Origin of the sequence: Pluralibacter gergoviae ATCC 33028 = NBRC 105706 (genome assembly GCF_001598855.1) — a bacterium.
In the GTDB taxonomy this organism is placed as follows: domain Bacteria; phylum Pseudomonadota; class Gammaproteobacteria; order Enterobacterales; family Enterobacteriaceae; genus Pluralibacter; species Pluralibacter gergoviae.
Window position 1 is genome coordinate 127,860 of sequence record NZ_BCZS01000014.1, and the last position, 23,128, is coordinate 150,987.

A 23,128-nucleotide genomic window follows, 5' to 3' on the forward strand; every position below is an offset into this window, starting at 1 on the left:
CCTGATGAACGAAATGTTTCCGTTAGCAAGCGCCGCCGGGATGACCGTCGGCCTTGCGCTCACAGCGCTGGTCATCGGCCTGGCGCTGGCGATGATCTTCGCGGTGTGGGAGTCGGCCCGCTGGCGCCCGCTGGCGTGGATTGGCACTGCGCTGGTCACCGTGCTGCGCGGGCTGCCTGAAATCCTGGTGGTCCTTTTTATCTATTTCGGCTCCTCGCAGCTGCTGCTGATGCTCTCCGACGGCTTCAGCATCAACCTCGGCGTTGTGCAGATCCCGGTGCAGGTGCAGATAGATAACTTCGACGTCAGCCCGTTCCTGTGCGGCGCCATCGCCCTTTCCCTGCTCTACGCCGCCTACGCCTCGCAGACCCTGCGCGGCGCGCTGAAAGCGGTTCCGCAGGGGCAGTGGGAGTCGGGTCAGGCGCTGGGGCTGAGCAAAAGCGCCATCTTCTTTCGCCTGGTGATGCCGCAGATGTGGCGCCACGCGCTGCCGGGGCTGGGCAACCAGTGGCTGGTGCTGCTGAAGGATACCGCGCTGGTGTCGCTTATCAGCGTCAACGACCTGATGCTGCAGACCAAAAGCATCGCCACCCGCACCCAGGAGCCGTTTACCTGGTATATCGTGGCGGCGGCGATCTATCTGGCGATCACCCTGATAAGCCAGTACGTGCTCAAGCGCATCGATCTGCGCGCGACCCGCTTTGAACGGAGGCCTGGCTGATGCTTGAGTACATGCCCGAACTGATGAAGGGGCTGCACACCAGCCTGACGCTGACCGCCGCCTCCATCGTCGTCGCCCTGATCCTCGCCCTGCTGTTCACCATCGTCCTGACGCTGAAGACGCCGGTGCTGGTGTGGCTGGTGCGCGGCTATATCACGCTGTTTACCGGTACCCCGCTGCTGGTGCAGATCTTCCTTATCTACTACGGACCCGGCCAGTTTCCGCAGCTGCAGAACTACCCAGCCATCTGGCACCTGCTGTCGGAGCCGTGGCTGTGCGCGCTGATTGCCCTGTCGCTCAACAGCGCCGCCTATACCACGCAGCTGTTCTACGGCGCGATCCGCGCTATCCCGGAAGGCCAGTGGCAGTCCTGCGGGGCGCTGGGGATGAATAAAAAGGATACGCTGGCGATCCTGCTGCCCTACGCCTTTAAGCGGGCGCTCTCCTCCTACTCCAACGAAGTGGTGCTGGTGTTCAAGAGCACGTCGCTTGCCTATACCATCACCCTGATGGAGGTGATGGGCCACGGCCAGCTGCTCTACGGCCGCACCTATGACGTAATGGTGTTTGGCGCGGCCGGCGTGGTCTACCTGGTGGTCAACGGCCTGCTGACGCTGCTGATGCGCCTGATCGAGCGCCGGGCGCTGGCGTTCGAGCGCCGCAGCTAAGGTGAATACACGCTAAAGCGTAATGCGGGTAAGTGAAGCGCTGCCCGCATTTTTTTCGCAGTCAGAAAAATAATTAATCGATATTATTGAATATAAATTCACTTAATGGCATGGTAACTCTCGTTAACAACACACAATATTGACCGACGGGAGTTCTACCATGAAAAAACTGATGCTGGCCGCGCTGCTGGCCACCTTCGCCGCCGGCGCTGCCGCCGCCGACAAAATCAGCTTCGGCGTCTCCGCCACCTATCCGCCGTTTGAGTCCCTCGACGCCAGCAATCAGATTGTCGGCTTTGATATCGATCTTGCCAAAGCGCTGTGCAAACAGATGCAGGCGGAGTGCACCTTTACCAACCACGCCTTCGACAGCCTGATCCCGTCGCTGAAGTTTAAAAAATACGATGCGGTGATTTCCGGAATGGACATCACCCCGGAGCGCAGCAAACAGGTGACCTTTACCGCGCCGTACTACGCCAACTCGGCGCTGGTGATCGCCAAAAAAGGCGCTTATCACAACTTCGACGAACTGAAGGGTAAACGCATCGGCATGGAGAACGGCACCACCCACCAGAAGTACCTGCAGGATAAGCACCCGGAAGTGAAGACCGTGGCCTACGACAGCTATCAGAACGCGATTATCGACCTGAAAAACGGCCGCATCGACGGCGTGTTCGGCGATACCGCCGTGGTGAACGAGTGGCTGAAGACCAATCCGCAGCTCGGCCCGGCCACGCCGAAGGTAACCGACCCGCAGTACTTCGGCACCGGGCTGGGCATCGCGGTGCGCCCGGGCAATACCGCCCTGCTGGATAAGCTCAACGGCGCGCTGAAGGCCATCAAAGCCGACGGCACTTATCAGAAAATCAGCGATCAGTGGTTCCCGCAGTAACGACTCAGCGCCTTACTTAGCCTCTGCGCCGCCCTCTGCCGGGCGGCGCTTCGCTTGCACCGGCCTACAGCTTCACCCGTCATTCGCGCCCTCAAATCGGCACAAAAAAGCGAAAACAGGCCCCGCCTGCGCCTTCCACCAGCCTGATACCGCCGCCGTGCAGCTCCAGCATCCGCCGGACGATCAGCAGCCCCAGCCCGCCGCGATCTTCACCTGCGGCACGCGCTCCCAGGGCCGACGGCCGCTCAAACAGCTGCTCCCGCCTCTCCGGTTCAATACCCGGCCCGCTGTCGGCAACCTCCACCTGAATCACCCCGCGCTCCTGCCACAGCCGCAGGCGAATGGTGCCGCCCGGCGGCGTATGGCGCACGGCGTTATCCAGCAGATTGGTGACCACCCGCTCAATCATCGAGACGTCGGCGTTCAGCAGCGGCAGGCCGCGCGGCGCGTCGACCGCGAGGGTCAGGCGGCGGGTTTCGATCGCCAGGTCAAACTTCTGAGTGACATCCTGAATCAGCTCGGCGAGCGCGAAAGGCTCAAGCTGCGGCTTAATGCTGCCGTGCTCCAGGCGCGCCAGCTCAAACAGCTGCTGGGAGAGATGCCGCACCTTGTGGCCCTGGCGCAGGGCTATCGCCAGATAGTGGCGGTTATCCTCCACGGAGAGGGTCTCCGCCTTCAGGGAGAGCGTTTCCAGATAGCCCAGCAGCGAGGTCAGCGGCGTGCGCAGGTCGTGCGAAATATTGGCGATAAACTCCCGCCGCTGGCGGTCGCTGTCGGCAAGGCTCTCCCACTGGCCCGCTATCTGGCGCGCCAGCTCAATAAAGCGGTTGCGCAGCAGCGCCACCTCATTGCCCGGATTCGGCTCCGGCGTCTCCAGGGCCAGGCGCTTGATGGCGGCCAGGCTATCCTGATCCAGCCCCTGCACCTTCGCCGTCAGCCGCCGGACCGGCCGCGTGACCCAGTACCACACCAGCAGACCCGCCAGCGCGCCGCAGGCCGCCACCAGCAGCAGCGTCCACAGCACGGTAATGCTCAGGGTATCCTGCCAGGCGCTGTGGGCCAGGGTGTTAAAACGCTCGCCCTGCAGGATGATATAGAGGTAGCCGCGCAGTTCGCCCTGCTGACGCACCGGCGCGGCGCTGAAAACCTTTTTAGCGCTGCTGCGCGGATCGTCGCCGTATACCGGCCAGCCGTCGGCGGCGAGGAAGCGGGTGATATCGGCGACGCTGACGCGCCGGCGCTGAATATGCCCCGGCGGCGCGGCGTCGGCCAGCAGATCGCCCTCGGGCGAAACCAGATAAAGCTCCACGGCCGGGTTAAGGGTCATCAGCCGGTCAAACAGCGTCTTCAGCGCCGGGCGGTTAACGCGCCCCTGTGGATCGAACAGCGCCTCACTGGCGACAATCTGCGGCGCCAGGTCGGCGGAGAGGCGCTGCACCATCGCGCTGCCGTACCGGCTGCTGCTGTAGAGCTGAACGGCGCAGGCGGCGACCGCGCAGAGCATCAGGATAGCGGTAAACACCAGCGTCAGGCGCTGGCTGAGGCTCAGGCGGCGGATCATGTGGCCTTCCCGGCGGCGAATTTATAGCCTTTTCCCCACACGGTGAGGATGATCTCCGGCTCGGCGGGGTCGCGCTCTATCTTGATGCGCAGGCGGTTAATGTGGGTGTTCACGGTATGCTCATAGCCCTCGTGCTGGTAGCCCCAGACGTGCTCCAGCAGCGCCAGGCGCGAAAAGACCTCGCCCGGATGGCGGGCAAACCAGTAAAGCAGGTCAAACTCGCGCGGGGTCAGATCCAGCGGCGCGTTGCGCAGCCGGACGCTGCGCATGAGCGGATCGATGTGCAGACCGTGCAGCGTAATGGCGCTGCTGTCGCTGCGGATATCCTGCCCCATCGCCTGCTGGCGGCGAAACAGCGCCTTCACCCGCGCCACCAGCTCCAGCACCGAAAAGGGCTTGGCCAGGTAGTCATCGGCGCCGGTCTCCAGCCCCAGGACGCGCTGCGCCTCGCTGGTGCGGGCGCTGATGATGATGACCGGCAGATAGCGGCTCATCTGGCGAATGCGGCGGCACAGCGTGAGTCCGTCCACGCCCGGCAGCATAATATCGAGAATGGCCGCATCCCAGACTTCGCTCTCCAGCCGCTGCAGCGCCCTGCCGCCATCGGTTTCGTGAACAATCTGGTACCCTTCATCCTGCAGGTTAAGCCGCAGCAGCGCGGCGATGTCGTCGTCGTCTTCGACCAGTAATATCTTCTTTAAGGTGCTCATCGTGTCGTACGGTTGGCCGTTTTGCACAAGCTTAGCGTACTCCCGCCCGCGGAGTTATCACATTTTGTTTAACCTTCCCGGGGGCTGCCCGGGCTGAAAGCCAGTCCTGACGAAATTTATTTCGGCAAAAAGCGTCATTTGCGCCAGATTGACCAGGAAATTTCAGCGGCAAGGATAATCTCTTTCCTGGGGTAAAATAATGAAAGCCTGAATGATAATTATCGGGAAATATTCATTTAAATGCTTACACCTGGTGTCAGCAACGTATTATAGCGCTCACCTCAACGGCGACAACCTACTGATTTAACTAGAGGATATAACACATTAATAGCAAAAGACACATATAAAGCCGGCGCCAACAAATTGCCAATTCAATGTCCCGTTAAGATTATTCAGATTTCATTCTTGATATTTATAAACACCCAAAACACCAACAAGCAATAACACCAAAAAAACCACAATATAAAAAATAAAAGCACAATAATAACTTAATTAAAAGAATATAACACCACAAAAAAAGCATTATATAGATATTAACACCAAATAATTAATGCATTGGAACTTAATAGCCAGTCATTTAATATATCCTTACGCGAGGTGCTTATGACTCATAAGAAGAAGAAGACGTATTCTTTTATACAACCAGTGGAAAACCGGCGACATCATTATGTTAATTATTATCGTGATCAACATGCCCGCAGGCATATTATGGCGAACTTCATTGGCACTCAATCTGAGCGCCTCAATAAGGCCCTCAGATCTGCTGCTCCGGCAAGATAATAACGGCCGGGCAGAAGCCATTTTGCCCGCAGAAAGCCGCAGTACGCGGCGCCGCCATTGCGCTAACGGCGATCCTGCTATTTACAGGGAAAGGTATTCGGACGTTCTTAATATCTAATATTCAAATGCCCGAACAAGACTAACGCTACGATTCAGACAGACATCCGCATGGCTGCCATGCGTGCACGGTATCTTATTGATAATCAATAACCGGTAAATCCCGGGAGTATTCTGTTCGCCTGTATATTACCACCCCAGCACCTGACTCCTTATCTAAGGCAGAAGATGATAATAGAAACTTAAAGCAAGGGCAGTTATTTATGAACGATATCATCAGTCAAACACATAAAACCTGTTATAGCTTTCTGCAGCAATTTATTAACCTCTCCGTCGATCCTATTTGCTTAAGGGAAAACAGCGGTGAATTTTTGATCTGCAATCATTCATTTACCGAAAAGCTATTAGGTAATTTAAAATTGGCCGAATGGTTATCAACACTTGATTTTGAAACCTCGTATAAACTTAGCGCCCTGGAGCTCGAAGCTTACGCTCTGGAATGCGGAGTGATAATGGAGGAAAATATAAATCTTCGCGGTAAACAATGGGATTTTATTATTACCAAGTTAACCATCGATGGTATTGCTATGACCATCTGGCAATTTTCAAGAATTTACCGGAAAGTTGCTGCAAATAATAAATTTGAACCGGGCCTGACGGCGGCTATCGACCGCCTGCAGAAGCTGGTCGAGGAGCTTAAGGAGAGCCATAAGAGCAATCTCAGCCTCTACTGCCTCGGCGCCAGCCACAGCCTGATCGCCAGAATACTCAATATCTCGACCGGGACCTCCAAAAACCGCATTAAGCATATTCAGGACCGACTGCTGATCGACAGCAGAGAGGAGCTGTTCATTCTGTTCCACGTTAGCGGTATTTCCGTCCTGCTCTACAGGCGGACACTGCAATGCATCACCCGAAACGTTAACAGATTGTTAAAAAAATAGTGACTTTTAGTCCATTTACTTTCTCAACGCGCACCGTCTATTATCGCAATCGGTAACCGGCACCGTCAGATAAAACCAGACATCAGCGCTCGCCCGATATTTATATCCGCGAACAGCCGTTGTCGATGTCAGGCCAGGACGGGCAAATGAATAAAGCTGCAATAATAAATACGCTGTGGATGGTGCTGGAAAAAATAGTCTTAATAGTCGGTTACTTTCTGGTAAGCGCATTAGTCGCCAGGTATCTGGGCCCCGCCATGGTGGGTCAACTGGCCTATCTGGTCGCCGTTTATCAGATTGTCCAGGTCATCGCCAAATGGGGAAGCGAAAGCGTAATTTTTCGTCGGGTCAGTAAAAAACCGCAGTCGGGTAGCCGCTGCTTACAGGCTTCTCTGCGCTTTCGCCTGACCTGCCTACTGGGCCTGACGATACCGCTGGAAATTTACTTTTATGTTAGCCAAAGTACGCTGTTTTTTATTTTTTCGGCCGCAGTAGCGCTCAGCGCCCTGTTTAGCAGTCTGGATGTTTATGCCGTTTATTATAATGCGCGGCTGCGCTCACAATACAATACGGTTATTAACTGCTGCGGACTGATATGCAGCCTGACACTGCGCGCGATCGCCGTGTTTATGGTTTTAAAGCCGGCGTGGCTGGTGCTGCCAATCATGGTTAATAGCGGCCTGCCGCTACTGCTCAGGTACATTAAATACCGGCGCAGCGATGCCGTGGTGCTGAAAAAAGAGAACAGCCGGCACTATCAGAAATATTTTTTTCACAGCGGCAAGCACCTGGTGTTCTCCGCGCTGGCGGTTTCCCTGTATACCCAGTGCCAGAACTTTTTTATTTACCACTATGCGGGCAGCGCGCAGCTGGGTATTTATACGGTAGCGGTCACGTTCACCGCTGGCGCCGGGGCCTTTATTAATGCGCTGATAACATCCTGTTATGTATCGATTTATGCAGAGCCAGATCCACAGCGTGCAAAGGAAAAAGCCGGCGTATTGTTACGCTGGGTGGCGGCCGCCGCGCTGCTTGCCAGTATCGCAACAGTCGCCCTCGGCGGTTTTATTATTGACAGACTTTACGGTGCCGAATATGCCCTCGCCAGGGAACCGCTAATTATTCTGTCACTGGCCGCAATGCTCTCATTTATGGGCACGGTGACCTACCGCTACATTATGCACTATAGCGGGTTTTATTATTTATCAATAAAGACGCTGTTTACGCTGGTGATCAGCGTAATGATAACCGGCGGGCTGGTTAAGCACTACGGCATTATTGGCGCGGCATGGGCCACGGTTATTGTTGAGCTGCTGTCGCTGACCCTGCTCAACTATTTTTTCAAAAACCATGCGGTATTAAAGCTGCATCTGTTTAGCATCCGAGGAAGATAAGATGAATATGGTCGTGCATTCATTGTTCAGAACGGTTCCGTGGTATTTCAGAGATATGATCCTGTATCGCCGGGCCTTTGGTCATTTTCCCGATCTGGCAAATCCGAAAAAATTCAGCGAAAAAATCATCAAGCGCAAGCGCACCCAGTGCTTCGACGAGCACGCCTACAGTAACCTTGCCGATAAATATAAGGTGCGAAACTACGTGTGCGCCGTGATTGGCGCCGACTATCTGGTGCCGCTGCTGGAGGTGTACAGCGATGCCGACAGCCTGAAGCAGGATATTCTCAACGTCAATAACGCCGTCATCAAGCCCAACCACGGCTCGGGAATGCTGCTGTTTATTGAGGACTATCCGACCCACGACCAGTGCCGACACATCTTAAAGCAGGTAAAAAAGTGGATGAACCTTGATTTTTCGCGCATCAGCTGTGAATACCACTATCGCAAGATAAGCCGCAAGATTCTGGTGGAGAGGATGATCGGCACCCTCGATAATCCACCGATCGACTATAAGTTCCACATTTTCCGGCAGCGCGGCGAGACCTTCTTTGTGCTGCAGGTGATCGAACGCCAGCAGCAGCAGAAACCGGTCTTTACCACCTACATCAACAATTTTGCCACCGCCTATAAAGGCAGCTACGCGCTCGGCCTGCAGGAGAGAGCCATTGCCGAAGAGGCGCTGAATAACAGCATCCGGCTCGCCTACAACCTGGAGTACGCGCGTATCGACTGGCTGGTGCACGACCAGGGCCTGTACTTCAGTGAGATAACCCTCACCCCGGCGGCGGGCTACGTGACCGGCTTTGGCGAAGATCTGGATTTGCTGATGGGCAAGCAGTGGCAGCTGCCGCAGAAGATTTAATCATGATGGCAACCCCGCGATCGCCGGATGACGATCTTCGCTGGATCAGTACGCTGAAGTCGGCCTGTATTCTGCTGGTTGTGCTGTTTCACGTCACCGATCCCGGCTTTGTGAATACCCTCGCTTCGCTCTCCGCCGGCAGGCAGATAGCCGGGGGGTGGGCGGCCTTTAACGCCCACCTCTCTCCGCTGCGGATGCCGGTCTTTTTTTTCGTTTCCGGGCTACTGGCCCGCCGCAGCATCCACGCCCGCGGGTGGCGCGAACTGGCGGGCGGGCGGCTGGCAAATCTGCTCTATCTCTATCTCCTCTGGTGCCTGCTGCAGTGGCTGGCGGTGCAGTTCATCGTTCATCAGATAACCGGCCAGCGGATCTCGCCCAATACCAACGCCATCTATGCCGCATCGCCGCGAGAGCTTGTCGTCCTTACGCTAAAAGGGATGAGCAGCGCATGGTATCTCTACGCCCTGTTTGGCTATATCATCCTGGCGAAAGCCGGCAGAAAGTGGCCCCTGCTCTGCCTGACCTTCGGTCTGCTGCTCTATCTTGCCGCCGTGCTGAAGCTGGTTCCCGGCTGGGGGCCGCAGAGCCTGTGCCGCTATGCGCTGTTTTTCCTGATCGGCGCCTTTTTTTCCGAACCGGTCATCACCCTCAGCCGCTGGCGGGCGAGGAGTCTCCCGGTCTGGCTGCTGCTGCTGGGCGCTGCCGCCGGCATGAGGGCGGCAGGGATAAGCAGTAATCTGGCCGAATCCTTTATTGCCATCCCGCTGGCCATCGCCGGCTGCCGGCTGCTGAACGCCTGTCTTCCCACGGCGTACCTGAACCGGCTGGGGTATATCACCCTGCCCGTCTACGTGATGCACCGCATCTTCATCGAGCTGTTCGCCGCGGCGACGATTCAGTACGCCGGGCGCCACGGCGGATTCGACTCGCCCGCGTTTTCCCTTTTCTGGGCCATCGGCTACCCGCCGCTGATGACCCTGCTCTGCGCCGCCGCCGCGCTGGGCCTGTGGAAGCTGCTCAATCAGGGCCCGGGAGAGCGGCTGTTTGCCCTGCGCCCGCCGGCGGCGGTCAGGGCCTGACGTCGCGCACCAGCAGGGTCAGCACTTCGTAGTGGGCGGTGTGGGGGAACATATCGAACAGCTGCACCCGCTCAAGGCGGTAGTCCGGCAGGCAGGCAATGTCATTTGCCATGCTCTGCGCATTGCAGCTGGAGTAGATGATATACGGCGGCGCCATGCGGCTCAGGTAGTCGCACAGCGCCCTGCCGATGCCCCGGCGCGGCGGATTTACCAGCACCAGATCCGGCGCCGCCTGCTGGCCGGTGGCAAACTGCGTGGAGTCCAGCGCCTGGAAATGAAGATTGTGCAGCCCCAGTTCGGCGGCGGACTGGCGGGCGCAGGCGATGGCCTCCGGGGCAATTTCGATGCCGGTCAGGCGCATGTCGGGCGTGGCGCAGTGCAGGCCAAAGCCGCCGACGCCGCAGAACAGATCCCACATGTGATTAACCGGCAGGGCGCGCACCCAGTCGCGGGCGGCGGCGTAAAGCTGGGAGGCCACCGCCGGGTTGGTCTGGAAGAAACTCTGCGGGCGGATCCACAGTGGCACGCCGTTGAAGCGCTCGGCCAGCGCCTGCTGTTCGGTAAAGAAGATCTCCTCCTCGCCCTCCATGATCGCCATATGCACCGGCTGAATATTGGCGGTAATGACCTTCAGCTGCGGCAGTTGCGCCCTGAGCCAGGGCAGCGCCGCGCGCAGCGGATCAACTTTGGCCTGCGAACGCAGGACAAAGCGCAGCATCATCCCGCCGTCCAGGCGGCTTTCGGTCAGCAGCAGGTACTTAAGCTCCCCGCGGCGGCGGGCGACGTTATAGGGCGTCAGCCCGGCGCGGGCGATAAACGGTTTGAGGACGTCAAAGACCGGCGCGAAGCGCGCCGGATAGAGCGGGCAGCCGGTGAGATCCTCCGCCGTGCCGTCCCGGTTCAGGATGCCGAGCAGCGGCTTCTCGACGCTGCCGCTGACCACCATTTTGGCTTTATTGCGAAAGCCCTGCTCCGGGCCTTCGGCGGGCGGGCGCCACTCGCTGACGGGCCTGTCGGCCAGCAGTTGCCGCAGGTCGAGAAGCTTGGCCGAGAGCTGTTGCGGCACGGGCCACTCAAGCCACTGGCAGGAGCGGCAGCGGCCGGCATCATAGAGAGCGCACTGCATAGAGAAACCTTACACATTCGGGGGCGGGGATTGTACCACCGTTATTGCAGGCGGAAAAAGCGGCGGCTGGCAGAAGGCAGGAATAGCAGCATCAGCACCAGCAGGTCGGGCAGCTTTTGCATCACCAGCGAGCGGAAAATCTCCCGCTTCGACTCCCCGGCAATGCTGAACAGTTCGGGATAGCCGTAGCCGAGCGACGCCGACCACAGATAGCCGGTGGCGATAATCTGGGTCGCGAGGTAGATCCAGCGCGCCGGGTTACGCCCCTTAATCAGCGAAAATGCGCACCAGATCTCCACAAATACCAGCACGAGGCTCGCCAGAAAAACCAGCGTCAGCGACCAGGTCTGCACGCTGCGCAGCACGAAGGACTCCAGGCCGCGCAGGCCCAGCAGATTGAGGATCATCAGCAGGTCGAGCCCGCGGATGAGAATAATGGCGAACGCCGCTATCTGCACCAGGGTAGGCACATTCAGCCGGGCGTGAGAGTGTCGTGATTTGGCAAACAGTCGCAAGTGTGGCCTTCCATGAAAACGCCCCCTCCGGTGGGAAGGGGCGAAACACAACTTATGGAATTTTAGGCAATTTAGCCGCGTCTTGCACGCTGCATATCGCGCATTCGCTGCTTTTCCGTGCGGGCCATCAGATACCAGGCGATAAAACCAACGATCCCGACCACGCCGAGGATAAGCGTCGCCAGGGCATTGATCTCCGGGTTAACGCCCATCCGCACGCTGGAGAAGACCAGCATCGGCAGCGTCGTCGCTCCCGGCCCGGAGACGAAGCTGGCGATCACCAGGTCATCGAGCGACAGGGTAAAGGCCAGCAGCCAGCCGGAGATCACCGCCGGCATAATCATCGGCAGGGTAATGATGAAGAACACCTTCAGCGGCGCGGCCCCCAGATCCATCGCCGCCTCTTCAATCGAGCGGTCCAGCTCGCGCAGGCGCGAAGAGATCACCACCGCCACGTAGGCGGTGCAGAAGGTGACGTGGGCCAGCCAGATGGTCAGCATCCCCCGATCCGACGGCCAGCCGATGGCGTGGCCGAGGGCGACGAACAGCAGCAGCAGCGACAGGCCGGTGATCACATCCGGCATCACCAGCGGGGCGGTTATCATAAAGGCGAAACCGTTTGAACCGCGAAAGCGGCCAAAGCGCACCATCACCACGGCGGCAATAGTACCGAGGATGCTGGCCATGGTTGCCGCGCAGGCGGCCACCGTCAGACTCAGGCCCACGGCGCTCATCATCGCATCGTCGCGGAACAGCTCGCCGTACCAGCGCGTGGACCAGCCTGCCCACACCGTCACCAGCTTCGAGCTGTTGAAGGAGTAGATGACCAGCATCAGCATCGGCGCATAGAGAAAGGTAAAGCCGAGCACGAGGATCAGAATGCGCCACGGCGAGCGGACTACCGGTAAGTTGTTCATCCGTTCTCTCCCATCTGCTTCTGCTGGTGCTTGTGGAACCACATAATCGGCACGATCAGCAGCAGCAGCATAACCACCGCCACCGCCGAGGCCACCGGCCAGTCGCGGTTATTGAAGAACTCCTGCCACAGTACCCGGCCAATCATGATGGTGTCCGGGCCGCCGAGTAGCTCGGGAATAACGAACTCGCCCACCGCCGGAATAAACACCAGCATCGCGCCGGCAATAATCCCGCCTTTGGTCAGCGGCACGATGACGCTGAAGAAGGTCTTCAACGGCCGGGCGCCGAGATCGAGCGACGCCTCCACCAGCGAATAGTCGATGCGCGTCAGGGCGGTGTAGATAGGCAGCACCATAAACGGCAGATAGGCATAGACGATGCCAATATAGACCGCGAGGTTAGTGTGCAGGATCGCCAGCGGCTGATCGATAACCCCAAGCCAGATCAGGAAGTTGTTGAGAATACCGTTGCTTTTCAGAATGCCCATCCAGGCGTAGACGCGGATCAGGAACGAAGTCCACGACGGCAGGATCACCAGCAGCAGCAGAATGTTGCGGGTGGAGGGCTTACTGTGGGCGATGGCCCACGCCAGCGGGTAGCCCAGCAGCAGACAGCAGATCGTCGACACGCCCGCCATCTGCAGCGACTGCAGATAGGCCTCGGCGTACAGCGGATCGTCGGTCAGCTGCAGGAAATTGCCGATATTAAGCGTCAGGGTCAGCTGATCGTCCGCCCACTCCAGCAGCTCGGTGTAGGGCGGGATGGCCCGCGCCATGTCGGCGAGGCTTATCTTAAAGACGATCAGAAACGGCAGCAGAAACAGCAGGCACAGCCAGAGATAGGGCAGCGCGATAACCAGCTTGCGCCCGTGCTTCATCTGCAGGCGCGCAAGCCAGGTGCCGCCGGCGGCCGGCGGTGGTAATGTACTCATGGCATCCCCTCCCCTAAACCGTCAACACCACGCAGCTGTCGGCGTCCCAGCATAACCGCACCTCATCGCCCCAGGTCGGCAGACCTTTGCGATAGCGGTGTTCGTTCTGCAGCTGGGCGCTGATCACCTGCCCGCTGTTGAGCCGCACGTGATAGATAGAGAGATCGCCCAGATAGGCAATGTGCGTCACCTCGCCCACCGCGAAGTTGTAGCCGCTGGCCGGCGGTTCGTCGCACAGCACTATCTTCTCCGGGCGCAGGGCGACGTACACCGGCACGTTGTCCACCACCGAGGCGTCGGCATCGACCTTCAGCGGGTGCACCAGCCCCGGCGCGTCAATCACCAGGCCGTCCTCTTCGCGGGTCTTCAGCATGCCTTCGAAGACGTTGACCGAGCCGATAAACTCCGCGCTGTAGCGGGTGGTCGGGTGCTCGTAGATCTCCTCCGGCTCACCGATCTGCACAAACTTGCCGCGGTTCATGATGGCAATGCGCCCGGCCATGGTCATCGCCTCTTCCTGGTCGTGGGTCACCATCACGCAGGTGACGCCGACGCGCTCAAGAATATCGACCACCTCAAGCTGCATCCGATCGCGCAGCTTTTTATCCAGCGCGCCCATCGGCTCGTCGAGCAGCAGCAGCTTCGGCCGCTTGGCGAGGCTGCGGGCCAGGGCCACGCGCTGGCGCTGGCCGCCGGAGAGCTGGTGCGGCTTGCGTTTGGCAAACTCCTGCATGTGCACCAGGCTCAGCATCTCGGCCACCCGGGCGGCGATCTCCGCCTTCGGCAGCTTGTCCTGCTTGAGGCCGAAGGCAATGTTCTGCTCCACGGTCATGTGCGGAAACAGGGCGTAGGACTGGAACATCATATTGACCGGGCGCTGGTAGGGCGGCACCTGGGAGAGGTCGACCCCGTCCAGCACAATCTGCCCGGCGGTTGGCTGCTCGAAGCCCGCCAGCATACGCAGCAGCGTGGACTTGCCGCAGCCGGAGGCGCCGAGTAGGGCAAAAATTTCACCTTTATAAATCGTCAGGCTGACATCGTCGACGGCGCGCTGGTCGTCGAAGGATTTGGTCAGGTTGCGGATCTCCAGCAGCGGGGTGAGGAGCTTGCTGGCCCTGGACTGCGGACGTGCAATGGCGTCGTTCAATTATGGTGCTCTCCGGCGAAATACAAGAAGTCGGTACGGCCCGGTTGCCGTACTGTTTGCCTGCGCGCAGGCCGGGTGCCTGCGCCAGGCCGGGGCAGCTGCACAACTCTGGTGCAGCCGCCCGGTGCAATGCCCCGCCGCGCTATTTGCCGGTTTTCACCTTGGTCCAGGCGCGGGTGATGATGCGGTCCACTTTTGGCGGCAGCACGTTCTGAGTAAAGAGCTTGGCGCGGATCGCCTCCGGCGGATAGATGCCCGGGTTGTTGCGCACTTCGTCACTCAGCAGCGGCGTCGCCGCTTTGTTGGCGTTGGCGTAATAAACGTGGTTGCTGATGTTGGCCACTACGTCCGGCTTCATCAGGTAGTTGAGGAACTGGTAGGCCTCATCTTTGTTTTTGGCATCCGCCGGGATGGCAAACATGTCGAAGTAGGTCAGCGCCCCCTCTTTGGGGATCGAGTAGGCAATGTTGACGCCGTTCTTCGCCTCTTTAGCGCGGTTTGCGGCCTGCAGCACGTCGCCGGACCAGCCGATCGCCACGCAGATATCGCCGTTCGCCAGGTCGTTAATGTACTGGGAAGAGTGGAAGTAGCGGATATTCGGGCGCAGCTTCATCAGCAGATCGTTGGCGGCGCCGGTGTAGTCTTTCGCATCGGTACTGTTGGGATCTTTGCCGAGATAGTGCAGCACGGTGGCGTAAACTTCGCTCGGCGCGTCGAGGAAGGTGACGCCGCAGCTCTTGAGCTTCGCAAGATTTTCCGGCTTGAGGATCAGATCCCAGCTGTCCACCGGCGCATCTTTGCCAAGGGCCGCCTTCACCTTATCGACGTTATAGCCGATGCCGGTGGTGACCATCATGTAGGGAATGCCGTATTTGTTGTCGTGGTCGTTATGGGCCACCAGCTTGAGCATATCCGGGTCGAGATTTTTGTAATTCGGCAGCTTGCTCTTGTCCAGCGGCGCGAAGATGCCCGCCTGCGCCTGGCGCTCAAGGAACTGCGAGGACGGCACGACCAGATCGTAGCCGGTGCTGCCGGCCATCAGTTTGCCCTCCAGCACTTCGTTGGAGTCAAAAACGTCGTACACCACCTTGATGCCGCTCTCTTTTTCAAAATTGGCGATGGTGTCCGGCGCGATATAGTCGGACCAGTTGTAAATATGCAGCGTTTTCTGTTCTGCGGCCAGGCTCCCGGCAGACACCGCCATCAGCGCGGCCGTAACCATACCCGTTAACCATTTTTTATTAAAAGCGGTCATAGCTCTTTCCTTCTCCACGTCCGTTACAGGCGGACCAAAATAGACCCGTTTCTGTGCATGCAAAAACCATGCATGTTTTGTCAGTCTGCAAAGAAAAGGAGAGCGGTACTCTCCCGGCAGGCAGCGCGTGCGTATGCTGAAACCGGCGTTACTGCATTGTTAAATCGCAGTTATTATCACGCCGGGTCATCAGGCTTCGCCAGAATAACTGTAGCCGGGGTACGAGGCTATAGCCCGCGGATAAAAGCGTCTTTTATCAATTTTTTATGCAAGATCACTTTATTGCCTGCCGTACTCCGGGCGCAGGAATAGTGAATAATTCTTTAATAAAAGGTTAAGTGAGGAGTTATGACGGTTTTTGGCAGCCGCGCGGGCGGCGGCTGCTTAAGCGGGGGCATTTTTCAGTGAAGGAAGTGGACCAGCGGCTCTTCTTTCACCGGCTCTTCGTCTTCGCCTTTAAAGAGCAGCTGGTGGGCGCCGGCTTCGAGGATAACCATTGACACCTGCTCTTCGCTCTGGCGGAAGAACCATTCGAACTGCTCGCGGCTGACGCCGACGTTAACCGACAGGGACTGGCACACCACCAGCTTCGGCAGGTTATCGTCCTGCACGTCAAGGAACGCCTTCACCGTCAGCGAGCTGGCGTTGATCGCCGAGAGGTCGGCGGCCAGCGGCAGCAGCGCCGACGGTTTAACCTCGGCGAGCGCGGAGAACAGCACCACGTTGTCCAGCAGATCGATTTTGGCGTCGAAAATGCCCTCAAAATTCTGCATATGCGGCAGGTGCAGCGCCTGGCAGGAATCGCATTCAAAGAAGCTGATGCCCATATCGTCGAGCCAATGACGTAGCGTATTCAGGTCGGGGACGACGAGTGAATCCATAGTAGCGGCCACCTTTTGCTGGGTAAGTAAACATAAAACCGGCATAGCTTACGCAAAAACAGCCCGCAGCGCTATGCGTGAGGCGCTATCCGCCAATTTTGAGACAGAAGCCCGGCCGCGCCTGCTGCTCAATCCACTGGATCATCCTGGCGGCAATATCCAGGCCGGTGGTTTTTTCTATCCCCTCCAGCCCCGGCGAGGCATTCACCTCCATCACCAGCGGACCGCGGTTTGAGCGCAGAATATCGACGCCGGCGACCTCAAGGCCGAGGGTCTGGGCGGCCTTAATGGCAATCGCCCGCTCCTGCGGCGTAATGGTGGCGATGGTCGCCACGCCGCCCCGGTGCAGGTTGGAGCGAAAATCGCCCTCCTTCGCCCGCCGCTCGATGGCGGCCACCACCTCGTTGCCCACCACCAGGCAGCGGATATCGCGCCCCTTAGCCTCGGCGATATACTCCTGGACCAGGATGTGGGCGTTGAGGCCGCGAAAGGCGTCGATAACGCTCTCTGCCGCCTGGCGCGTTTCCGCCAGCACCACGCCGATGCCCTGGGTGCCCTCCACCAGCTTCACCACCAGCGGCGCGCCGCCGACCATATCAATCAGATCGCGGGTATCGTCCGGGGAGTGGGCGATGCCGGTCTTCGGCAGATCGATGCCCTGGCGGGCCAGCAGCTGCAGAGAGCGCAGCTTGTCGCGGGCGCGGGTGATGGCCACGGATTCGTTGAGCGGATAGCTGCCGAGCAGCTCAAACTGGCGCAGGGCGGCAGTGCCGTAGAAGGTTATCGCCGAGCCGATGCGCGGGATCACCGCATCGAAGTGCGGCAGCTGGCGGCCCTTGTAGTGGACGGACGACGCCGCCGGGCTGACGTTCATGTAGCAGGAGAGCGGATCGAGGATCTCGACCAAATGGCCGCGCTTCACCGCGGCCTCCTTCAGGCGCTTACAGGACCAGAGCGTACCGTCCCTGGACAAAATGGCAATCTTCACCCTTGACCTCGTTATGATGGTCCGAAAAAGTCCTGCGTATCATACTCTGCGCCGCTTTTATCGGATAGCCCAACCCTGCTTGTGAAGATAGTCGAGAATGAAAGGCCGCGTCTCTTTGATGATGGTACGGCGAATGTGGTCGCTCCAGGTGTCGCGGCGGGTGTTGCTGTCGCGGGAAAGATAATAGGCGGCCACCTCTTCGTCATAGTCGGAGAGCGCCTGCGGATCGACATTCTGGTAGCGGTTTTCATGCACCAGGATCGCGGCGGGCAGGCGCGGCTTGACGTCCGGATTATCGGCAGGCCAGCCGAGGCAGAGGCCAAACAGCGGCAGCACGTGTTTCGGCACCCCGAGCAGTTCGCCGACCTCTTCAATGTGGTTGCGAATACCGCCAATATAGACGCCGCCCAGGCCCAGAGACTCGGCTGCAATCAGCGCATTCTGCGCCATGATAGCGGTGTCCACTGCCCCCAGCAGCAGCTGCTCCGCCCTGCCCAGCTGCGCGTCGGGGCAGATCTGCAGGTGGCGATTAAAATCGGCGCAGAATACCCAGAACTCGGCGGCTTTCGCCACGTGCTGCTGGCCGCCGCTGAGCGTGACCAGCTTTTCCCGCAGGGCCGGGTCGGTCACGCGAATAATCGAGGTGCACTGCAGAAAGCTGGAGGTGGAGGCAGACTGCGCGCCGGCAATAATCGCCTCGCGCTGCGCGTCCGTAATGGGCCGGTCGGTAAAGTGGCGGATGGAGCGGTGGCTGCGCAGCAAATCAATGGTTGGCGTCATATCTCTTCCTGATAAATGAGGGAATTTGCGGGAAAGTATAGCGGGGGTATGGGATTGCGTAATTGGCAAAACATAGCCCTAAACCATCGTAGTAAGAGGCAGAACCTTCTTTTACTGCGCCGCCGATGGCGGCACAATGCCCGCTATTCGCCGTCAGGCTCAGTGAAAATAGTGGGAGAGTATATATGTTTACGGTTATTTTTGGTCGTCCGGGCTGCCCGTACTGCGTCCGCGCAAAAGAACTTGCCGAGAAGCTCACCCGCGAGCGCGACGACTTTAACTACCGCTACGTGGATATCCACGCGGAAGGCATCAGCAAAGCCGACCTGCAGAAGACCGTCGGCAAGCCGGTAGAGACGGTGCCGCAGATTTTCGTCGATCAGCAGCACATCGGCGGCTTCACCGATTTTGAAGCCTGGGCGAAAGCCAACCTCGGCCTGTATGCCTGAGCCGCCGCGCGGGCGCTAGCCGCGCCCGCGCTTTATCAGCGCGATACGCACGACCTGAAAGCACAGCGTGCCCAGCGCAGACCAGAAGACGGCGCTCGACAGCCACGCCAGCTCCTGCCACAGCGAACGCGGGATCTCGATGACGTGACGGATCATCAGCAAACAAACTGGCACCGCCAGCAGGGCGCCAATCACCGTACGCAATACGGTCTGCCCGCTAATCATCAGCGCAGAGCACAGCCCCGGTACGATAAACAGCAGCAGCCCCAGCTCCCGGTGCCCCGGCGAGCGGACGATGGCGACGTCCTTATTGAGCAACAGAAAACCACACACGGCAATAAACAGCATAAAGCAGCAGATTATGCCCGGCCAACACTGTTCCGATTTCAAGATGCCTCCTGACGTTTCCTCTATCAAACAACCACAACCTACAGTCAGATAAAGATACTGGCACTCCCTGCCATACGAGTTCATACATGCGCAAAAACAGAATGTTGCTGGCCGTATTAATCAGGAACGATTAGACTAACGGCGCTATTTATTGTGATTATCAGGCCGCCCTGATGGGCTCTTTTCTTGCGACTTCAGGAAAAACATTAGCCCAAATAATTACACTTTTCAACAACTTACTAGTAAACAAGAAGTTAGCTTTCGTGAATATAAACGTCGCAGACTTGTTAAGCGGGAATTACATCCTGTTATTATTTGTGGTACTGGCGCTGGGCCTGTGCCTGGGGAAATTGCGCTTAGGTTCTGTCCAACTGGGTAATTCCATTGGAGTTTTAGTGGTCTCTCTGTTATTAGGCCAGCAGCATTTCAGTATTAACACTGATGCATTAAACCTCGGCTTTATGCTGTTTATTTTCTGCGTGGGCGTGGAAGCCGGACCTAACTTTTTTTCCATTTTCTTCCGCGACGGTAAGAACTATTTAATGCTGGCGCTGGTGATGGTGGGCTCGGCGCTGATGATGGCGCTGGGGCTCGGCAAGCTGTTCGGCTGGGACATTGGCCTGACCGCCGGGATGCTGGCGGGGGCAATGACCTCAACGCCGGTGCTGGTGGGCGCGGGCGATACCCTGCGCCACTCCGGCATGGCGGGCGGCGCGCTGGCTATCACCCAGGATCACCTCAGCCTCGGCTACGCCCTCACCTACCTGGTCGGCCTCGTCAGCCTGATCGTCGGCGCGCGCTACATGCCGAAACTGCAGCACACCGACCTGCAGACCAGCGCCCAGCAGATCGCCCGCGAGCGCGGTCTGGACACCGACTCGAAGCGTAAAGTCTATCTGCCGGTGATCCGCGCCTACCGCGTCGGCCCCGAGCTGGTGGCCTGGGCCGACGGTAAAAACCTGCGCGAGCTGGGCATCTACCGCCAGACCGGCTGCTATATCGAACGCATCCGCCGCAACGGCATCCTCGCCAGCCCCGACGGCGACGCGGTGCTGCAGATGGGCGACGACATCGCCCTCGTCGGCTATCCGGACGCCCACGCCCGCCTCGACCCCAGCTTTCGCAACGGCAAAGAGGTATTCGACCGCGATCTGCTCGATATGCGTATCGTCACCGAAGAGATCGTGGTTAAAAACCACAACGTGGTCGGCCGCCGCCTGGCGCAGGTCAAGCTCACCGACCACGGCTGCTTCCTCAACCGCGTCATCCGCAGCCAGATTGAGATGCCTATCGACGACAACATCGTGCTCAACAAAGGCGACGTGCTGCAGGTGAGCGGCGACGCCCGCCGGGTGAAGAGCATCGCTGACCGCATCGGCTTTATCTCGATCCACAGCCAGGTCACCGACCTGCTCGCTTTCTGCGCCTTCTTTATCGTCGGCCTGATGATCGGCATGATCACCTTCCAGTTCAGCAGCTTCAGCTTCGCCATCGGCAACGCCGCCGGCCTGCTGTTCGCCGGCATCATGCTCGGCTTCCTGCGCGCCAACCATCCGACCTTCGGCTACATCCCGCAGGGGGCGCTGAATATGGTGAAGGAGTTCGGCCTGATGGTGTTTATGGCGGGCGTCGGCCTCAGCGCCGGCAGCGGCATCGGCAGCGTCGGCGCCATCGGCGGCCAGATGCTGATCTCCGGCCTTATCGTCAGCCTGGTGCCGGTGGTGATCTGCTTCCTGTTCGGCGCCTACGTGCTGCGCATGAACCGCGCGATGCTGTTCGGCGCGATGATGGGCGCCCGCACCTGCGCCCCGGCGATGGAAATTATCAGCGATGCGGCGCGCAGCAATATCCCGGCGCTGGGCTATGCCGGCACCTACGCTATCGCTAACGTGCTGTTAACCCTGGCAGGTACGCTGATCGTCATTATCTGGCCGGGACTCGGATAAATCCTAAGATCGAGAAAAGCAGAAAAAAATGTGAGATAGGCAGAACTTTCGCTCCGGCAGGCAGTCATAAGTAATGCCACTGCTTTTCTTTGATGTCCCCATTTTGTGGAGCCCATCAACCCCGCCGATTCGGTTCAAGGTTGATGGGTTTTTTGTTGGCTGGAACTCGGTGCCTTTCTAATCAGCCAATTATGAGCCACCTTTACGCCAGATGGCGATAAAATGGCGTCAGCGAAAAAACTTGAAGCCGTAGCCCAGCAGACTTACCTCTGATTTTTCCCCCTGCTCTCCCCTTCAGAGTCATCGCATCCAAACGACAAATGAATACAATCGATAAAAAATCAGCAAGGAAAGCGCATGTTCGACTTTTACCCAGAGAAGACTTACAGCAGAGCCGAAGTCATGAGTAGGCCATCACCTGTCCCTGCAGTGAACGGGGTTTATTTTTGGTGGTTCAAAGAGATTCCGCCAGGAGTGCCAACAGAAGGGTGTATCACAGCAGAAGGTTACACGCTTCTCTATGTCGGCATTTCACCCGATAAACGCGGGAAACCCAATAGTCGATCGAATTTACGAAAGCGCCTCAAAACACATTACAGCGGCAATGCCGCAGGCTCAACTCTTCGACGTACACTCGGCGTGCTGCTGAGTGGAGTAAGTTGCTTCCCCCTTCGCCGGGTAGGTTCCGGCTCCAGAATGACATTCACTCATCCAGGTGAGCAGTGGCTTGACCTTTGGATGGAGCAAAATACCAGGGTTCACTGGATACCTGTTGAAGCACCGTGGGAAGTTGAAGACAAATTGATCGCATCCATTCCCCTACCTTTAAATATTCAGGGAAATGCTCACAGCTTTAAACCCACGCTTTCGGAGAAGCGGACTCAGGCAGCAGCTGAGGCACGATTGATGGATATTGCAGATGAGCGGGGTTTAAGAAGACGATTAGCAGCGCAGTAAGACCACGTCGCCCGATCAGAGTCAATAAGCAAATTGTTCCTGCATACCTTTTGGATGAGGTGTGTGATTCATAGACATCGTTTCACTATAATACCACCCTATGAACAGGGAAATTCAGCAGCGACTACAGTGGGTAAAGCTCTATGAAACGTCGGGTGATGTGAGGTTCGTATGCTGGCTCTGTGGTATTTCCCGGCCCACGTTACGCAAATGGTGGCGCAAATATCTGGCTCAGGGTGTCGCTGGTCTGGAAAGCCATAGCCGCCGCCCAAAGCGCTCACCGTCAACGAAAACCGGCGCTGGCGAAGTCGCTCTGATTCTGGAGTTACGTTCCCTTCGAGATCTGGGGGGCAAGACGGATTCAAAGCGAGTTAAAACGACTTCATTCAATCTCACTGGCAATAGCAACAACCCACAAAGTCCTTTGCCAGAATCAGGTTAAACCTGTTGTTAGATTCAGGCGTAAAGCTGATTTCATTCGTTACGAACGCCCTGTCCCCGGTGATCGGGTTCAGATGGATACCTGTAAAATTGGCTCCGGCTTATATCAGTACACATCTGTTGATGATTGCACCCGCTACAGAGTCCTGAGGCTCTATTCTCGTCGTACAGCGGCAAACACACTGAATTTTATTGATTGTATTATTGAAGAAATACCTTTCCCAATACAACGCTTTCAGACAGACTGGGGAAGAGAATTTTTTGCCGTTAAGGTGCAAAAAAATAGAAAGAATACTACATCAAATTTCACCTAAACAAACCAGCGTCGTCTCATCTTAATGGCAAAGTTGAACGTTCCCAAAAGACAGATAAAGCTGAGTTTTACGCTACCGTCGACCTCTCAACTGATGACCTGAAGGATCTGCTGGCAGAATGGCAGAATTATTATAACTGGGAACGTTCCCATGACGCCCACAATGGTAAAACCCCGATGGAGCGCTACTTCGAACTTGCGGAGAAAACTCCATACGCTGATGCCGTTCACGCACACTATCGGCCCAGTGAAGAACATACGCAGGAACAGAATTATAAGCTTGAACATGAACTAAGAAAATTGAAACGATGTCTATGACATCACACACATAAAGTAACTTGCCTGTGATGTTGAATTGAACATATCAAAATCAGGCAATTACACAAAGTTATGTACAGGCTCGAGCTGTATGAAGAAATC

22 protein-coding genes and 1 pseudogene are annotated in these 23,128 nt (G+C 57.7%); 11 read left to right on the forward strand and 12 right to left on the reverse strand.

All coding sequences use genetic code 11. The features are described 5' to 3' along the window. The first annotated feature begins 4 nt into the window (after window positions 1–4). The 3 genes from artQ (at window position 5) to artJ (ending at window position 2,281) form a co-directional block, all read left to right on the forward strand. Entirely contained in the window at window positions 5–721 is a 717-nt protein-coding gene (gene artQ / locus ENGE1_RS15260; RefSeq protein WP_043084874.1) for an arginine ABC transporter permease ArtQ, read from the forward strand. Next, window positions 721–1,389, forward strand: coding sequence for an arginine ABC transporter permease ArtM (artM, locus tag ENGE1_RS15265; protein WP_045287118.1), 669 nt, complete (start codon window positions 721–723; stop codon window positions 1,387–1,389). The genes artQ and artM overlap by 1 nt, the downstream gene beginning before the upstream one ends. 160 nt (window positions 1,390–1,549) lie before the next feature. After that, a complete protein-coding gene (gene artJ / locus ENGE1_RS15270) occupies window positions 1,550–2,281 on the forward strand; it encodes an arginine ABC transporter substrate-binding protein ArtJ (RefSeq protein WP_048252346.1) in 732 nt (243 codons plus the stop codon). Window positions 2,282–2,372: 91 nt separating this feature from the next. On the opposite strand, the gene ENGE1_RS15275 is transcribed toward artJ, so the two are convergent. Together ENGE1_RS15275 and ENGE1_RS15280 are read right to left on the reverse strand one after the other, a co-directional pair. Beyond that, window positions 2,373–3,842 carry a sensor histidine kinase gene (locus ENGE1_RS15275; RefSeq protein ID WP_048252345.1) on the reverse strand — a complete coding sequence of 490 codons (1,470 nt, stop codon included), beginning with the start codon at window positions 3,840–3,842 and terminating at the stop codon, window positions 2,373–2,375. Further along, the gene (locus tag ENGE1_RS15280) at window positions 3,839–4,552 is read right to left on the reverse strand and encodes a response regulator transcription factor (RefSeq protein ID WP_043084879.1); all 714 of its coding nucleotides are present in this window, start codon (window positions 4,550–4,552) and stop codon (window positions 3,839–3,841) included. Before ENGE1_RS15280 ends, ENGE1_RS15275 begins: the two co-directional genes overlap by 4 nt. 1,100 nt (window positions 4,553–5,652) lie before the next feature. Between ENGE1_RS15280 and ENGE1_RS28480 the strand changes: the two genes are divergently transcribed. From ENGE1_RS28480 to ENGE1_RS15300, 4 genes are all read left to right on the forward strand, one after another. Beyond that, on the forward strand, window positions 5,653–6,333 hold the full coding sequence (locus ENGE1_RS28480) for a hypothetical protein (RefSeq protein ID WP_048252344.1): 681 nt from the start codon (window positions 5,653–5,655) through the stop codon (window positions 6,331–6,333). Between the two features lie 146 nt (window positions 6,334–6,479). Beyond that, complete coding sequence (locus ENGE1_RS15290; RefSeq protein ID WP_045287114.1) at window positions 6,480–7,727, forward strand: oligosaccharide flippase family protein; 1,248 nt, start codon at window positions 6,480–6,482, stop codon at window positions 7,725–7,727. Between the two features lies 1 nt (window position 7,728). After that, window positions 7,729–8,592 (forward strand): ATP-grasp fold amidoligase family protein, encoded by an 864-nt coding sequence (locus ENGE1_RS15295; RefSeq protein ID WP_053075540.1) that lies wholly within the window; start codon window positions 7,729–7,731, stop codon window positions 8,590–8,592. A 2-nt stretch (window positions 8,593–8,594) separates the two neighbouring features. Beyond that, window positions 8,595–9,671 (forward strand): acyltransferase family protein, encoded by a 1,077-nt coding sequence (locus tag ENGE1_RS15300; RefSeq protein ID WP_080965675.1) that lies wholly within the window; start codon window positions 8,595–8,597, stop codon window positions 9,669–9,671. On the opposite strand, the gene rlmC is transcribed toward ENGE1_RS15300, so the two are convergent. The 9 genes from rlmC to nfsA all read right to left on the reverse strand — a co-directional run bounded on the left by rlmC (window position 9,661) and on the right by nfsA (window position 18,212). Beyond that, on the reverse strand, window positions 9,661–10,797 hold the full coding sequence (rlmC, locus tag ENGE1_RS15305; RefSeq protein ID WP_048252342.1) for a 23S rRNA (uracil(747)-C(5))-methyltransferase RlmC: 1,137 nt from the start codon (window positions 10,795–10,797) through the stop codon (window positions 9,661–9,663). The two genes, ENGE1_RS15300 and rlmC, sit on opposite strands and share 11 nt — an antisense overlap. A gap of 41 nt (window positions 10,798–10,838) precedes the next feature. After that, a complete protein-coding gene (locus tag ENGE1_RS15310; RefSeq protein WP_043084886.1) occupies window positions 10,839–11,312 on the reverse strand; it encodes a YbjO family protein in 474 nt (157 codons plus the stop codon). A gap of 71 nt (window positions 11,313–11,383) precedes the next feature. Continuing rightward, window positions 11,384–12,229 (reverse strand): putrescine ABC transporter permease PotI, encoded by an 846-nt coding sequence (gene potI / locus ENGE1_RS15315; protein WP_043084887.1) that lies wholly within the window; start codon window positions 12,227–12,229, stop codon window positions 11,384–11,386. After that, window positions 12,226–13,161 (reverse strand): putrescine ABC transporter permease PotH, encoded by a 936-nt coding sequence (gene potH, locus ENGE1_RS15320; protein WP_043084888.1) that lies wholly within the window; start codon window positions 13,159–13,161, stop codon window positions 12,226–12,228. The genes potI and potH overlap by 4 nt, the downstream gene beginning before the upstream one ends. Before the next feature lie 13 nt (window positions 13,162–13,174). Further along, window positions 13,175–14,308, reverse strand: coding sequence for a putrescine ABC transporter ATP-binding subunit PotG (potG, locus tag ENGE1_RS15325; RefSeq protein ID WP_043084890.1), 1,134 nt, complete (start codon window positions 14,306–14,308; stop codon window positions 13,175–13,177). A gap of 142 nt (window positions 14,309–14,450) precedes the next feature. Next, window positions 14,451–15,563 (reverse strand): spermidine/putrescine ABC transporter substrate-binding protein PotF, encoded by a 1,113-nt coding sequence (gene potF / locus ENGE1_RS15330; RefSeq protein ID WP_043084893.1) that lies wholly within the window; start codon window positions 15,561–15,563, stop codon window positions 14,451–14,453. Window positions 15,564–15,964: 401 nt separating this feature from the next. Beyond that, window positions 15,965–16,444 carry a type III secretion system chaperone family protein gene (locus ENGE1_RS15335; protein ID WP_043084895.1) on the reverse strand — a complete coding sequence of 160 codons (480 nt, stop codon included), beginning with the start codon at window positions 16,442–16,444 and terminating at the stop codon, window positions 15,965–15,967. Window positions 16,445–16,529: 85 nt separating this feature from the next. Then, window positions 16,530–17,432, reverse strand: a complete 903-nt coding sequence (gene rimK, locus ENGE1_RS15340) for a 30S ribosomal protein S6--L-glutamate ligase (RefSeq protein WP_048252339.1) — start codon at window positions 17,430–17,432, stop codon at window positions 16,530–16,532. Between the two features lie 57 nt (window positions 17,433–17,489). Then, entirely contained in the window at window positions 17,490–18,212 is a 723-nt protein-coding gene (gene nfsA / locus ENGE1_RS15345; protein ID WP_048252338.1) for an oxygen-insensitive NADPH nitroreductase, read from the reverse strand. Between the two features lie 185 nt (window positions 18,213–18,397). On the opposite strand from nfsA, the gene ENGE1_RS15350 reads away from it, so the two are divergent. Then, window positions 18,398–18,661 carry a GrxA family glutaredoxin gene (locus tag ENGE1_RS15350; protein ID WP_048252336.1) on the forward strand — a complete coding sequence of 88 codons (264 nt, stop codon included), beginning with the start codon at window positions 18,398–18,400 and terminating at the stop codon, window positions 18,659–18,661. Window positions 18,662–18,676: 15 nt separating this feature from the next. Here ENGE1_RS15350 and ybjM read toward each other — a convergent pair whose 3' ends face one another. Continuing rightward, complete coding sequence (ybjM, locus tag ENGE1_RS15355; RefSeq protein ID WP_048252335.1) at window positions 18,677–19,051, reverse strand: inner membrane protein YbjM; 375 nt, start codon at window positions 19,049–19,051, stop codon at window positions 18,677–18,679. Window positions 19,052–19,314: 263 nt separating this feature from the next. Here ybjM and ENGE1_RS15360 point away from each other — a divergent pair, with 263 nt between their 5' ends. The 3 genes and pseudogenes from ENGE1_RS15360 to ENGE1_RS27050 all read left to right on the forward strand — a co-directional run bounded on the left by ENGE1_RS15360 (window position 19,315) and on the right by ENGE1_RS27050 (window position 23,026). Beyond that, window positions 19,315–20,997 carry an aspartate:alanine antiporter gene (locus ENGE1_RS15360; protein ID WP_045287107.1) on the forward strand — a complete coding sequence of 561 codons (1,683 nt, stop codon included), beginning with the start codon at window positions 19,315–19,317 and terminating at the stop codon, window positions 20,995–20,997. 357 nt (window positions 20,998–21,354) lie between these two features. Beyond that, entirely contained in the window at window positions 21,355–21,954 is a 600-nt protein-coding gene (locus ENGE1_RS29240; protein ID WP_072065250.1) for a GIY-YIG nuclease family protein, read from the forward strand. A gap of 100 nt (window positions 21,955–22,054) precedes the next feature. Further along, window positions 22,055–23,026, forward strand: a pseudogene (locus ENGE1_RS27050) (IS481 family transposase). Window positions 23,027–23,128: the final 102 nt, after the last annotated feature.

Excerpts from the sequence above, each read along its gene's own strand:
- ENGE1_RS15280 (WP_043084879.1), bottom strand. The coding sequence starts at position 4,552 with ATGAGCACCTTAAAGAAGATATTACTGGTCGAAGACGACGACGACATC.
- ENGE1_RS15295 (WP_053075540.1), top strand. The coding sequence starts at position 7,729 with ATGAATATGGTCGTGCATTCATTGTTCAGAACGGTTCCGTGGTATTTC.
- potH (WP_043084888.1), bottom strand. The coding sequence starts at position 13,161 with ATGAGTACATTACCACCGCCGGCCGCCGGCGGCACCTGGCTTGCGCGC.
- ENGE1_RS15300 (WP_080965675.1), top strand. The coding sequence starts at position 8,595 with ATGATGGCAACCCCGCGATCGCCGGATGACGATCTTCGCTGGATCAGT.
- ENGE1_RS15335 (WP_043084895.1), bottom strand. The coding sequence starts at position 16,444 with ATGGATTCACTCGTCGTCCCCGACCTGAATACGCTACGTCATTGGCTC.
- artQ (WP_043084874.1), top strand. The coding sequence starts at position 5 with ATGAACGAAATGTTTCCGTTAGCAAGCGCCGCCGGGATGACCGTCGGC.
- ENGE1_RS28480 (WP_048252344.1), top strand. The coding sequence starts at position 5,653 with ATGAACGATATCATCAGTCAAACACATAAAACCTGTTATAGCTTTCTG.
- ENGE1_RS15290 (WP_045287114.1), top strand. The coding sequence starts at position 6,480 with ATGAATAAAGCTGCAATAATAAATACGCTGTGGATGGTGCTGGAAAAA.
- ENGE1_RS29240 (WP_072065250.1), top strand. The coding sequence starts at position 21,355 with ATGTTCGACTTTTACCCAGAGAAGACTTACAGCAGAGCCGAAGTCATG.
- ENGE1_RS15350 (WP_048252336.1), top strand. The coding sequence starts at position 18,398 with ATGTTTACGGTTATTTTTGGTCGTCCGGGCTGCCCGTACTGCGTCCGC.
- potI (WP_043084887.1), bottom strand. The coding sequence starts at position 12,229 with ATGAACAACTTACCGGTAGTCCGCTCGCCGTGGCGCATTCTGATCCTC.
- ENGE1_RS15275 (WP_048252345.1), bottom strand. The coding sequence starts at position 3,842 with ATGATCCGCCGCCTGAGCCTCAGCCAGCGCCTGACGCTGGTGTTTACC.
- artJ (WP_048252346.1), top strand. The coding sequence starts at position 1,550 with ATGAAAAAACTGATGCTGGCCGCGCTGCTGGCCACCTTCGCCGCCGGC.
- nfsA (WP_048252338.1), bottom strand. The coding sequence starts at position 18,212 with ATGACGCCAACCATTGATTTGCTGCGCAGCCACCGCTCCATCCGCCAC.
- artM (WP_045287118.1), top strand. The coding sequence starts at position 721 with ATGCTTGAGTACATGCCCGAACTGATGAAGGGGCTGCACACCAGCCTG.
- rlmC (WP_048252342.1), bottom strand. The coding sequence starts at position 10,797 with ATGCAGTGCGCTCTCTATGATGCCGGCCGCTGCCGCTCCTGCCAGTGG.
- potF (WP_043084893.1), bottom strand. The coding sequence starts at position 15,563 with ATGACCGCTTTTAATAAAAAATGGTTAACGGGTATGGTTACGGCCGCG.